This window comes from Undibacterium sp. TJN25 (assembly GCF_049339885.1).
Taxonomy (GTDB): domain Bacteria; phylum Pseudomonadota; class Gammaproteobacteria; order Burkholderiales; family Burkholderiaceae_D; genus Undibacterium.
The window spans coordinates 487,247-499,914 of sequence record NZ_JBMPPM010000002.1 but is presented as its reverse complement, the minus strand read 5'-3'; the positions used below and the strand labels follow the sequence as shown (position 1 = coordinate 499,914).

The following is a 12,668-nucleotide window of genomic DNA, read 5'->3' as shown; positions in this document are numbered from 1 at the left end:
GCAATCAGATCAAGCGGCCAATCTTGCGCTGTTTTCGGCCAGGATCTTTCACCGCGCGCCGCACCTGAGCCTCAGCGTTACCGGAACCGAAATCAGCTTGGATTGCAGAACAGGTGGCAACAGAAGGCCGACAGGAAGGCAGGATATGAGATCGCCGTATTGAACGGCATGGAATGAATACGCGCCGAGTGCCCTGTAAGCACAGGCAGGTGTGCCGCCTGAGAGAGTGCCTTAAATAACGCTAAGCTAGCGGCAGCGCAACACCTGCCGCTTATAGCACGGCAAGCTCTACGCGAGGAGCATCGTCCGCGCGAAAGCGCTCTCTATACAGTTTGGGCGTAGTGTCCAGCTGGCGCGAAAAAATCATCCTCATCTGTGTCGCGTTGTGAAACCCGCATCTGAAGGCGACCGTCTTCAACGGAATATCCGTTTCTTCCAGCAGCTTTCGTGCAAAATCTATGCGAACCTGTTCTACAAAAACAGACGGTGTTACATGCGCATGCTTTGCAAAGGCACGCGAAAACGTCCGCCGGCTGACTCCTATTGCGTCGGCAATGCCCTCAATGGTCAACGCATCGCTGATGTGGTCCGTGACATATTTCAAGACCTTGGCGACCAGGGAATCCTCGTCAGGGCCGACTGCAAGATAAGGACTATATTGTGACTGCCCGCCGTCCCGGCGAATGTACACAATAAGGCGCTTCGCTACCTTCACGGCAAGCTCATGCCCCCAGTCCTCGGCAACCAATGCCAGACATAAATCGATTCCGGCAGTGACCCCGCCGCAAGTAAACAGATTTCCATCCCGGACAAATATTTTGTCCGGCCTGACATTTGCACAGGGAAACTGTTTGGCGAGCCGCTCCGCGTGGTCCCAATGTGTCGTAATTTCCCTGCCCGCCAGAAGTCCGGCGTGCGCCAGTAAAAATACGCCGTTGCATACGGCGCCAAACCTGCCGGCACGCTGCGCCCGCTCTTTCAACCAGGTCAGGAAGGCAAGATCCGGCTTGTATTCCGGCACTCTTGGGCCTCCGGCAACGAGCAGCAGGTCACTTTCCGAATGGAAATTCGGATAATCGCAATGGACCTTGAACTCCATTCCGCTCGAGCACACGACGCTGCCGGGGTGCTCCCCGACAAGAGTGATTTCATAATGGTCTTTCTTCGGCAATAAAAGATTCGCCTCTGCAAAAACATCCAGCGGCCCGGCCACGTCAAGCGCCTGCACTCCATCGAAAACAACCAAAGTCAACTTCATCGCATTATTCCTATTCTCCTGCGGCATCTATTTCTGAGACAGCCTTTTTCAATCGGCCCTGTGAAGACCGTATATTTTCCGGTCAATCTGGCTCAGATCTTCAGTCCAGGCCTGCCAGGTTTATCACCGGAACTCTTGCCTGAGGCTGTTTTATGCATGCCGGGCCGCCACGGCCTGTCTGAAATTTACCGATGCTAGTTTACCTCGGCTTCGGCCTGCCGGATATAGCAAAGCGGTTCCGACAGCCGAGGATATGCGCAGTCATGCTATATAAACCGGATTACCGCCTTCCCGGGGCCATGCCCGGTCTTGTTTCTCTCTATGACGGCAGGTGCATCTGCCAAGGTGGCGACTTCGGACACTTCCACCTTCAGCTTTCCTGCAGCTACCTGGGCAGCGATCTCGGCCAGCCTGCTTCCGTCGGGCCGCATCTGGAACCAAAAGCCTAGCTTGCCAGAAGGCGCCGTAGCGACAATCTCGGGCGCAGCGGTGCTGACTATCCTGCCGCCTGCCGCGAGCACTTGCCAGGAGTCAGCCAGCGTTGCACCGCCAACCAGATCCAGAACCAAATCCACGTCATGTACGTGATCGCGAAAATCGGTATTGCGGTAATCGACAACCTGGTCTGCACCCAGCGCGCGCAAATAAGCCGCATTGACTCCTTGCGCAGTCGCGATCACACGCGCGCCGGCACGCCGGGCAAATTGCACCGCAAAACTGCCTACGCCGCCGGCAGCGCCGTGGATCAGTACCGCCTGCCCTGTCTGCAACCGGCCGGTCTCAAACAATGCCTGCCATGCCGTCAGCGCCGCCACCGGTATGGCCGCGGCGCGTATCTCGTCCAGTCCGGCAGGGATCAGTGCCAGCTTGTCTGCCGCAACCGCCACGTGGTCTGCATACGCGCCCAATCCTCCCAAAGCCCCCATGATGCGGTCGCCAACCTTGAAACCGCTGACGCCCTTGCCGGTTTGCACTACCTCGCCGGCCAATTCTATGCCCAGCGTGATCGGCAAGGGCAACTGGAAGACCTGTTGCAGCGTGCCGTCGCGGATTTTCCAGTCCAGGCCATTGACACCGGCCGCGTGGACCCGCACCACAACCTCACCCGCTGCGGCCAAGGGTACGAGGACTGCGTCTATCTTTGCAGCATCTGCGCTGCCATATTGGTGGATTCTCAGTGCGCGGTTCATGCTGTTTGCTCCAGGCTTGGGTAATCGGTATAACCTTGGGCACCGGGCGAGAAAAAGCTGTCCCTGTCCGGCGTATTCAACGGCGCATCTTGCAGAAAGCGCTGCGGCAGATCGGGATTGGCAAGATACAGGCTGCCGAACACGGCGGCATCGGCGCGCCCTTCCTCCAGCGCCGCGGCGGCGCTATCCCTACTCAAGCCGCCACCCTGCAGATAAGCGCCGGCAAACAGTGGCCGCAGCATGCCGTGGTAGTCAAACTCCGTCTTATAAACTGCTACGTGCAGATACGCCAGCTTCAGTGGTGACAGTTGTTCCACCAGGTAGCGGTAAGTTTCCTGAGGCGCGGCATCGTGGATATCGTTGAAATTCATTTCAGGCGCGATCTTGATGCCGACGAGGTCGCCGCCGGCTTCCGCAACCATGGCTGCCAGCACTTCCAGGATGAAGCGTGCGCGGTTGGGCAGCGAGCCGCCGTATTGGTCATTGCGCTGGTTGGTGCCGGAAGACAGGAATTGTTCCGGCAGATAGCCGGATGCCGCATGCAGCTCCACGCCGTCAAACCCAGCCTCCAGCGCGTGCCTGGTGGCTAGGCGGTAATCCGCGATGATGCCGGCAATTTCTGCAGTCATCAACGCACGCGGCATCACCAGGTCTTGCGGGCCGCTGGCGGTAAACACTTTGCCCGCAGGCTGTATCGCGGAAGGCGCTACCGGCGTTGCCTGGTCCGGCAGCAGGCTGGGATGGGAAATGCGCCCGCAGTGCATCAGTTGCAGGAAGATGCGGCCGCCTTGGGCATGTACCGCATCCGTCACTTCTTTCCATGCCTGCACTTGCTCCGCCGAGTGGATGCCTGGCGTGCGCACATAGCCTTTCCCCATTGCAGAAGGCTGTGTGCCTTCGGTAATGATCAGCCCGGCGCCGGCGCGCTGGCGGTAGTAAGTTGCCGCCAGCGGAGACGGCACGCCGGTGTCATTGTCTGCACGCGAGCGCGTCATCGGCGCCATGACAAGACGGTTGCGCAAGGTATAGCGGCCTAGAGGCGTTGGTGTAGAGAGGATATTCATCTGGATTTCCTTTTCTGTTAATGAGCCTTCATCGTATATCGTTCCGAATTTGGAACAAATAGGTATAATCGAAAACACTGTTCCATATTTGGAGCAATCAACCACAAAGGAAGCTGCGATGGAAGTGCTGAACTACATGCGCCTGTTTGTCGAGGTCGCCCGTACCCGGAATTTCCGCCGCGCGGCAGAGGCGCTGGATATGCCCAATTCCACGCTGTCGCGCAATATTTCGGAACTGGAAAAAGCGATCGGCCTGCGGCTCTTGCACCGCTCCACCCGCAAAGTGGAGCTGACGGAGGCGGGCGAGGTGTACTTCAAACGCTGCCAGAGCATCGTCGAGGAAGCGCGCATTGCGCACGAGGCCTTGCTGGATGTTGCAGAACGTCCCAGCGGCACATTGCGGGTATCGATGCCGGTGGATCTTGCGACCGGCTATCTGGCGCCTGTGCTGGCTGATTTTGCGCAGGCCTATCCACTCATCGCGTTTGAGTTTGACCTGACGCCGCGCCGCGTCGACTTGCAGACCGAGCCTTTCGACCTGGCCATCCGCATCGGACCGCCGCCCACCGCGCCTTCGATGCTGGTGGCGCGCCAGATTGCGCTCTTGCCGCGTTACCTGTACGCATCGCCGGCCTACCTGAAAACCGCGCCGCCGCTGGCCGATCCCAGCCACCTGGTCAATCACGTGCTGTGCATAGGCCAGGGGCTGCGGCAGCCGGATGGAAAAAAGACGCTGTATCGCGGCGAAGAAAGCGTGGAGGTAACCGTGCCGACGCGCTTTGCAATGAACAGCGTGGGCCTGAGCCGGGCGCTGGCCAAGCTGGGAGTGGGCATCGCAGTACTGGATACGGAGCTGGCGCGAGAAGACGTCGCCTCCGGCCAGCTACGGCGCGTGCTGCCAGACTGGAACTTGTCACCGGTACAGGTGCACGCAATTACGGAAACCCGTCTGCTACCTGCCAGGACCAGGTTGTTCATCGACTTTATCAAGGCGCGCTGGAATGACACCGCGCCAGCGCCGCCGGTCCGCCGCAAGCAGTAAAACACCGGAGTGGATTTATACGGACCGCTGATGTGGTCTATACTTTATTTTTTATTTATCCGTAGATGCCATGATCCATATACGAGAAATCGACCACCTGGTGCTGCGGGTGAAAGACCAGAACAGCATGATACGGTTTTATTGCGAAGTGCTGGGATGCAGCATAGAGCGCCGACAGGATGAAATCGGCCTCGTGCAGTTGCGGGCCGGCAGTTCGCTGGTGGACCTGGTGAGCCTGGATGGCAAGCTGGGAAAAATGGGCGGCGCGGCACCCGGCAAGGAAGGCAGGAATATGGATCACTTCTGCTTCCGCGTGGAAGCTTATGATGAAGCAGCGATCCGCCATCATCTGGCCGCATTCGGCGTGGAAGCCGGCGATGCCGGATCGCGCTATGGCGCAGAAGGCGAAGGCCCTTCCATCTACCTCGCCGATCCGGAAGGCAACACGGTAGAGCTGAAAGGCGCTCCCTGGCCTGCGGGCTGAACCTGCCCGGCGACGCAGGAACTGCGTGGAACCGGTGCCTTTCTAGCCGCCTACGCTTCCTCCGATGCTACCGCCGCCCATGCCGCCTTTCCTGCCCATGCCGCGCTTGGGCGCATCGGCTGCCGGTTTGGCATGGCTAGAATCTACCGGGCCTTCTGTCTGGCGGCGTAATTGCTCCGCCAGGAAGCCCTGTGCAATCTGACGCTGGTTGTCGTCCAGCGCATCGTTCATGGTCAGCCACAATTCCCTGAGTTGCCTCGCCTCCTGCAGCGAGACATCTTCTTCGGCATCGACCAGTTTATCCAGGTCGCGCAGCTCGCCGCCGCTCTGGTCCATCCTTTGGCCGATCTCCGCCTGCAGATGCTCGCGCCGGATATCCCGCGCATGCAGGATGCTGTTGGTCTTGCTCTCGGTCTGCTGCCATAGAGTTTGCTGGTTAGGATTCAGGTTCAGGGACCTTTTGATTTCACCCATGCGCGGAACCAGGCTTTCCAGTTTGACGTCCATGACGGAGGCGGCATGGGCAGACGCCGTCAAAGTGCAGGCCAGCGCGAAGGCAATCATGGATATTTTTTTGCGTGCAGCGAATTTCAGTGTCATTTTTTTTGGTATCAAATTGGGGAAGGTGGCCGTGTTCGTTTCGCGGTGAATGGCAGCAAAATGGCAGAAAAACGCGCACGGTTTTCGTTATTCGCCATTGTTGGTTTACCCAAAAAAAATGCCTACGTAATCTCTACGTAGGCAAACTCACTGTCGCAGTGAGATGAAGGAGCATGCAGTGAAGCTGTTGACAATATAGCTCCGCGCCCCTGTCTCACTGAGCGTTATTACAATTTATTACGACCTTGTACTTTGTGGATACAGAGGGTGCGCAGGCTTTACATGGATCTTTACATCCATGCCAAAAACGGCCTGCCTGCGCCCAGAAAATCCATGCTACATTTTTCCTTCGGCGCTGTTCAAGGGCCTGGCTTTGGCTTTGACTTCAACCGCTTCACGTTTTTTGTCGCGGCCTTCTATGATCAGTGTCAGCGGCACGATGTCCCCCTCTTTCACCTGCGCCTTCAGGCCCATCAGCATCACGTGATAGCTGCCAGGCTTCAGCTCAACTTCTTTGCCCGCCGGGAGTTCCAGACCGGCCACTGGCCGCATCTTCATCACGTTGTTATCCATCTTCATCTCGTGTACTTCGGCGATCGCCGCCACGGGCGTCTGGATTTCCACCAGGCGCGCATCCTGCGGCACCAGTATCTTCATGAAGGCGCCGGTAGCCTTCTGCTGCGGCACGGTGGCGCGCACCCAGGCGTCCTTGACGACCGTTTCCGCATGGGCGGCCAGGCTGGCAGCCAGCACGCTGCCGGTGAACAAGAATTTCAATACTGTTTTCATCTTATCCTTTTCAATATCAAACATGGGACACGTAATCCGAGATACCCTGCATGCGCTGCAGCGCTTCCAGCAGCAGCGCCGGATCGCCGGACGCCAGCTTCTTGCTGTCCGACAGGGTCTGCCGGAATGCGCGGGCGCCGACCAGGCCTGTCATCAGGCCCAGCATGTGGCGGGTAATGCCGTTCAGCTTCAATCCACCGCCGCTGCCTTTGCCGGGACCGTGCTGCTCCAGTTGCGCGCTGATGTAGGGCAGCATCGCCTCGATCACTTCGCGGCGCGACTTGTACGGCGCATCGTCGTCGTAATAGCGGCTGTCGAACTGCGACATGATGTAGGGGTTGTGATAAGCCTCGCGCCCCAGCATCACACCATCCAGGTGCTCAAGATGCAGGTCGATTTCTTCCAGCGTCTTGATGCCGCCGTTGATGATGATTTCCAGTTGCGGGAAATCGCGCTTCAACTGATAGGCGTAGTCGTATTTCAGCGGCGGCACTTCCCGGTTTTCTTTCGGGCTCAGGCCCTTCAGTATCGCATTGCGCGCATGGACGATAAACGTGGTGCAGCCTGTATCGGCAATCTTGCCGACAAAGTCGCGCACAAAATCGTAGGACTCGACATCGTCTATGCCTATGCGGTGCTTGACGGTGACATCGATATCCACCGCATCCTTCATCGCCTTCACGCAATCGGCCACCAGCGCCGGCTCCGCCATCAGGCAGGCGCCGAAAGCGCCCTTCTGTACCCGTTCAGACGGGCAGCCGCAGTTCAGGTTGATCTCGTCATAGCCCCATTGCTCGCCCAGCTTTGCGCTTTTGGCGAGGTCGGACGGCTCGCTGCCGCCGAGTTGCAGCGCAATCGGGTGCTCTTCCTGGTTAAAATCCAGATGGCGCGGCACGTCGCCGTGCAGCAAGGCGCCGGTGGTGACCATTTCAGTGTAAAGCCAGGTATGGCGGGTAATCTGGCGGTGGAACTGGCGGCAGTGCCGGTCCGTCCAGTCCATCATGGGAGCAACCGATAAACGGCGCGAAGGCAAAGCAGTAGATTTCACGGATAAAAGGTGATTGCACATCAAAATTCTGTAATCCGACATTGTACCGCGTTGCGCCCTGCTCAGCCCGATAGTCCGCAGGCCTGCCCGCTGTGACGGCGGCACAACGTGCGGCGCCCAGTCCCGAAAATAACATTTATATAATTTTCACCCTTGGAGCCAGTAGCCCGCGCCGGCCCCACCGCGGCTGCCGTGATGTTTTCTATTCAGACCAGCGCAGCTTTTATCTATTCTGTCCCGCCAAACATGCAGACTGTCGCAAGGCAATAGATAAACAGGGAGGCTTTCATTACAGTGCAAGCATACCGAACCGTCAGCATGGGAGCCCAAAATGAACAACGCCGCCGCAAGCAAAGCTTTTACCCTCGCCAGCCTGATGGCTGTGACTTTTTTTGCATTCAGCGCCCATGCCGCACCGCAGGCAGCTACTCCCGTCCATGTTACCGGTGCAGACGACGTACAAACCGTGGTGATCAGCGCCAAGCGCCTTACGCCCGCTGAAAAGGCTCGCATCGACCAGATAGAAAATCTGCTGTCGACGCACAATGCGCCATTGCCGAAAAAGCATTTCCGGGTTCTGACCTGAAGCGAAGCCGCCGTTGTTGCAAGCAAAGAACGCAGACTTGCTACTGTAAGCTACACTGGCAAGTTATAGAAAATTACCGCAATTAATAAAAAATCATCATGAACCCGAACACCGTCGAATCCTTAGAGCGTGCCGCAGGCAATTTCAAGCAGGGATTACGCATTGCTTTTGATAAAACCCTGGCATGGGTAACAAAATTGTCATGGTGGAAATTTTTTCTGTTTGCGATCCTGGCGATGACGGCAGGGGCCATTTTGCAGGACACGCTGTTTTCTGCAGAAGAAAGCGTTGTCGTCACCAAGAAAAAGGCAAACAAAAAAGCCAGTAAATCGAAAACCATCACCGATGGCGACAGCAATGTGGAAATCGACGGCACCGGTATTCATATCCGCAAGAACCGCCCGGATGCGAATAGTAAACAAATAGAAATCGACCAGAACGGTGTTCATGTCCGCAAGGGTGGCACAGCCGATTCCAGTGATGCCGAGCCTGACATTGCGCCCAATGCCGCGCCGCAAGCTTCGCCAGCCAATCCGGAACCGCCGGCAGCGCCGACGACAATGCCGAAGGCAGGCGACGATATTCATATCAAGCTGCCGCCGGAAGTGGCACAGGAAATCAGCAACGAGATTGAAGATGCAGTGGCCGATGCGGCCGACGAGGAAGTAAAAAGCTACAAGAAGAAATCCTCGCGCTGGTTCGGCAATTTTGTAGTGCTGCTGGTAGTAGGCCTGTTCGGCATGAAAGCCCTGCTGGGCGGCAAGGCCCGCGCTGAGGAAAACGCGAAGGTCGCTAATGCGGCGGCGGAACGCGAATCACTGCTAAGGCAGGTCAGCGAAGCGCAGATGCAGATGATGCAGGCACAGGTGGAACCGCACTTCCTGTTCAACACGCTGGCATCGGTGGAGTATCTGATAGAAACCGACCCGCCACGCGCCGCCAAGATGCAGCGCAGCCTGATCCAGTATTTGCGCGCCGTATTGCCGCAGATGCGCGAGAATGCATCGGTGACCAACCTGGGACGCGAGGCAGACATGGTCAAATCCTACCTGGACTTGCTGAAAATGCGCATGGAAGAAAGGCTGGAAGTGGAATTCATCATGCCGGAAGGTCTGCGCAGCGCCTCCTTCCCGCCGATGATGTTGCAGTCGCTGGTGGAAAACGCCATCAAGCACGGGCTGGAAGTGAAGGCCGAAGGCGGCACGCTGCGTTTCCATGCCGAGGTGGCGCACAATAAATTACGGGTATCGGTGACCGACAACGGCCTGGGATTTGGCGCAGTGCCGAGCAATGGCACCGGACTTGGCCTGCAAAATATCCGCGAACGCCTGAAGCTTATTTACAAAGAAAAGGGCCAAATGATTATTACACCTAATCAACCCAGCGGAGTTTGCGTTACTATTGAGATTCCTTATGAGTTAGCCAACTAATCTGCTATATCACTGACACTATGCCTACTGCGATACTTGCCGACGACGAACGATTGATGCGCGACCAGTTGAAGTCGCGCCTGGAACAGGTGTGGCCGGAACTGGACATCCTGGAAGAAGCCAAGAACGGCGAAGAAGCCGTGCAACTGGTGGAAACCTTGCAGCCGGATTTTGCCTTCCTCGACATCCGCATGCCGGTAAAAACCGGCCTGGAAGCCGCCAAGGAAATCGGCACCAAGGCACATATCGTCTTTATCACCGCGTACGACCAGTATGCAATCCAGGCCTTTGACCACGGCGCGGTCGATTATGTGCTGAAGCCCGCCGATGTGGAGCGCTTGACCCGCACGGTGGAACGCCTGAAGGCCCGCATGTCCAGCCAGAGCCAGCCTAACGACATGAGCAATATGCTGGCGCAGCTGGCCAAGCAGATGGGTATAGGCGGCAAGGCCAACTACCTGCAATGGATACAGGCGTCGATAGGCCAGGAGTTGCGGCTGATCCCGGTTGAAGACATCCTGTTTTTCCAGTCCGACGAAAAATACACGCGGGTGCAAACCGCCACCTATGAGGCGCTGATCCGCAAACCGGTGCGCGACCTGGCGGAAGAACTGGACCCTGCACTATTCTGGCAAATCCACCGCGCTACGCTGGTGAACGCCAAGGCCATTTCCGGCGTGGTGCGCGACCTGCGCGGCCGGCATCTGGTGCAGATCAAGGGGTTGACAGAGAAGCTGGAAGTGAGCCGCAGCTTTGTACACCTGTTCAAGCAGATGTGAAGCTGCAAGCCTTTCGCCCAAAAATCCCGCTCGCGGGATTTTTTTATGGCTGGAGGCATGATATTTGCTACGAATTAAGTCTTTTGTGCATCACCACATGGAAATTTATTTACATAAGATAAATATATCAGGCATTATTTACGCCGGTATCGACAGACGCCAGGCAGCACCGTAGTTCGAAATGTTGTTTGCCATGTGGAACTATATAAACTGATCTGACTCTGACAGCAGCCGGCACCAGCACCATGGCCGCCACTGATAAAAATATCACCTCCCTCTTCAATAAAGGAAACAAGCATGCATCGTTCATTGATTGCGAGCGCAGTACTGGCTTTATGCGCTAGCTCGGCTTCGACCATCGCACTGGCCGCGCCTGCCGCTGCGACTGTCGCTACTGCAGCCTCCAGTTCGGCCCCTGCGGCCGCGCGCAGTTCCGGCATCGACCTGCAATGGCTGGATACCAGCGTACGCCCGCAAGACGACTTCTTCCGTTACATGTCGGGCAAGTGGCTGGATACAACGGCCATCCCTGCCGACAAGGCTCGCTTCGGCGCATTTGACCAGTTGCGCGACCTGTCGGAGAAGCAGTCGTACGAGATCATCAATGACCTGGCGCATCAGAGCAGTCTGTCCGCAGGCTCCAGTCAAAAGAAGATCGCCGACCTGTTCAACAGCTTCATGGATGAAACCCGCGCCGACGCGCTGGATATCAAGCCCCTGCAAGCCGAGTTCGCGCGTATCGACAAGCTGTCCGGCAAAAACGAATTGCCGGCGATGATGGCGCAACTGGCCAAGCTGGGCATTTCAGTGCCGCTGCAAACCGGCATCAACCAGGATGCACGCAACTCCACCAGCTACGCGGTGTATGTGAACCAAAGCGGCCTGGGCCTGCCCGACCGCGATTACTACCTGAAAGATGACGATGCCAAGCTGAAAGGCTTCCGTGACGCCTATCTGGTGCACATGAAAAAAATGCTGGAAATGAGCGGCCAGCCGAATCCGGAAAAAACAGCGGCCGCCATTCTGGCGCTGGAAACCGAACTCGCCAAAATCCAATGGACCAAGGTGGAAAACCGTAACCCGATCAAGACTTACAACAAAACCGAAGTGGCAGGCCTGCAGCAGTTGCTGCCCGGCTTTGACTGGAACGGCTTCCTGACCGCGACTGGCGTGGGCGGCAAGGCCGATTTTGTCATCGTGCGCCAGCCCGGCTTTGTCAGCGGCTTCGGCAAGGTGTTGCAAGATACGCCTGTCGATGTATGGAAAGCCTATTTCAAATGGCATGCGCTGGACGCGTATGCGCCTTTCCTCAGCAAGCGTTTTGTCGATGAGGACTTTGCCTTCAGCAGTGTCACGCTGCGCGGCATCCCAGAGATGCAGCCGCGCTGGAAACGCGGCGTAGGCCGTGTAGAGGAATCCATGGGGCAGGCACTGGGCCAGCTGTATGTGGAAAAGCACTTCCCTGCCGAAAGCAAGGCGCGTATGCAGGAACTGGTCGGCAACCTGCTGACCGCATACAAGCAAAGCATCTCCACGCTGACATGGATGAGCCCGGAAACCAAGAAGGAAGCGCTGGCAAAGCTGGCGGCCTTCACGCCGAAAATCGGCTACCCGGACAAATGGCGCGACTACAGCAAGCTTAGCATCGGCAAGGACGACCTGGTCGGCAACGTGATGCGCTCGCGCGAATTTGAAAACCAGCGCCAGCTCGATAAACTGGGCAAGCCGGTGGACCGCACCGAATGGGGCATGAGCCCGCAGACAGTCAACGCCTACTACAACTCGCGCATGAACGAGATCGTGTTCCCTGCCGCCATCCTGCAGCCGCCTTTCTTCAATCCTGAAGCGGACGATGCCGTCAACTACGGCGGCATAGGCGCGGTCATCGGCCATGAAATCAGCCACGGCTTCGACGATTCCGGCAGCCAGTCCGATGGCACCGGCAACCTGCGCGACTGGTGGACCAAGGATGACAAGACCAACTTCGGCAAGCTGACGGGCGCCCTCGTGGCCCAGTACAATGCCTATAGCCCTATCCCAGGGTACTACGTCAACGGCGCACTGACGCTGGGCGAGAACATCGCCGACAATTCCGGCCTGGCGATTGCCTACAAGGCTTACCATATCTCGCTGAACGGCAAGCCTGCACCGGTCATAGACGGCTTTACCGGCGACCAGCGCCTGTTCATGGGCTGGGGCCAGGTATGGCGCGGCAAGGCACGCGATGCGGAAACCATACGCCTGATCAACGTCGATCCACACTCGCCTGCCATGTTCCGCGGCAACGGCCCGCTGACCAATGTACCCGGCTTCTACGCTGCGTTTGGCGTGAAGGAAGGCGACAAGATGTTCGTGCCGGAAGATAAGCGCACCATCATCTGGTAACAAGCTTGGGCCC

Annotated in this window: 12 protein-coding genes; 6 read left to right on the top strand and 6 right to left on the bottom strand. The window is 57.4% G+C overall.

Annotated elements, in window-relative coordinates; genetic code table 11:
- Positions 1–271: 271 nt before the first annotated feature.
- The 3 genes from ACO0LO_RS05985 to ACO0LO_RS05975 form a co-directional block, all read right to left on the bottom strand.
- The gene (locus ACO0LO_RS05985; RefSeq protein ID WP_422963284.1) at positions 272–1,258 is read right to left on the bottom strand and encodes a GlxA family transcriptional regulator; all 987 of its coding nucleotides are present in this window, start codon (positions 1,256–1,258) and stop codon (positions 272–274) included.
- A gap of 266 nt (positions 1,259–1,524) precedes the next feature.
- Positions 1,525–2,448, bottom strand: a complete 924-nt coding sequence (locus ACO0LO_RS05980) for an NADP-dependent oxidoreductase (RefSeq protein WP_422963283.1) — start codon at positions 2,446–2,448, stop codon at positions 1,525–1,527.
- Complete coding sequence (locus ACO0LO_RS05975) at positions 2,445–3,512, bottom strand: alkene reductase (RefSeq protein ID WP_422963282.1); 1,068 nt, start codon at positions 3,510–3,512, stop codon at positions 2,445–2,447. Before ACO0LO_RS05975 ends, ACO0LO_RS05980 begins: the two co-directional genes overlap by 4 nt.
- A gap of 118 nt (positions 3,513–3,630) precedes the next feature.
- Here ACO0LO_RS05975 and ACO0LO_RS05970 point away from each other — a divergent pair, with 118 nt between their 5' ends.
- Complete coding sequence (locus tag ACO0LO_RS05970; protein WP_422963281.1) at positions 3,631–4,554, top strand: LysR substrate-binding domain-containing protein; 924 nt, start codon at positions 3,631–3,633, stop codon at positions 4,552–4,554.
- Positions 4,555–4,624: 70 nt separating this feature from the next.
- Positions 4,625–5,038, top strand: a complete 414-nt coding sequence (locus ACO0LO_RS05965; RefSeq protein WP_422963280.1) for a VOC family protein — start codon at positions 4,625–4,627, stop codon at positions 5,036–5,038.
- 42 nt (positions 5,039–5,080) lie between these two features.
- Here the strand turns inward: ACO0LO_RS05965 and ACO0LO_RS05960 are convergent, their stop codons facing one another.
- From ACO0LO_RS05960 to dusA, 3 genes are all read right to left on the bottom strand, one after another.
- Positions 5,081–5,638 (bottom strand): hypothetical protein, encoded by a 558-nt coding sequence (locus ACO0LO_RS05960; protein ID WP_422963279.1) that lies wholly within the window; start codon positions 5,636–5,638, stop codon positions 5,081–5,083.
- Positions 5,639–5,974: 336 nt separating this feature from the next.
- Positions 5,975–6,427 carry a copper chaperone PCu(A)C gene (locus ACO0LO_RS05955; RefSeq protein ID WP_422963278.1) on the bottom strand — a complete coding sequence of 151 codons (453 nt, stop codon included), beginning with the start codon at positions 6,425–6,427 and terminating at the stop codon, positions 5,975–5,977.
- 16 nt (positions 6,428–6,443) lie between these two features.
- A complete protein-coding gene (gene dusA / locus ACO0LO_RS05950; RefSeq protein ID WP_422963277.1) occupies positions 6,444–7,430 on the bottom strand; it encodes a tRNA dihydrouridine(20/20a) synthase DusA in 987 nt (328 codons plus the stop codon).
- Between the two features lie 376 nt (positions 7,431–7,806).
- Between dusA and ACO0LO_RS05945 the strand changes: the two genes are divergently transcribed.
- The 4 genes from ACO0LO_RS05945 to ACO0LO_RS05930 all read left to right on the top strand — a co-directional run bounded on the left by ACO0LO_RS05945 (position 7,807) and on the right by ACO0LO_RS05930 (position 12,655).
- Complete coding sequence (locus tag ACO0LO_RS05945) at positions 7,807–8,061, top strand: hypothetical protein (protein WP_422963276.1); 255 nt, start codon at positions 7,807–7,809, stop codon at positions 8,059–8,061.
- A gap of 98 nt (positions 8,062–8,159) precedes the next feature.
- The gene (locus tag ACO0LO_RS05940) at positions 8,160–9,491 is read left to right on the top strand and encodes a sensor histidine kinase (protein WP_422963275.1); all 1,332 of its coding nucleotides are present in this window, start codon (positions 8,160–8,162) and stop codon (positions 9,489–9,491) included.
- A gap of 20 nt (positions 9,492–9,511) precedes the next feature.
- Positions 9,512–10,270 (top strand): LytR/AlgR family response regulator transcription factor, encoded by a 759-nt coding sequence (locus ACO0LO_RS05935; protein ID WP_422963274.1) that lies wholly within the window; start codon positions 9,512–9,514, stop codon positions 10,268–10,270.
- Between the two features lie 297 nt (positions 10,271–10,567).
- Positions 10,568–12,655, top strand: a complete 2,088-nt coding sequence (locus ACO0LO_RS05930) for a M13 family metallopeptidase (protein WP_422963273.1) — start codon at positions 10,568–10,570, stop codon at positions 12,653–12,655.
- The last annotated feature ends 13 nt before the right edge of the window (positions 12,656–12,668 follow it).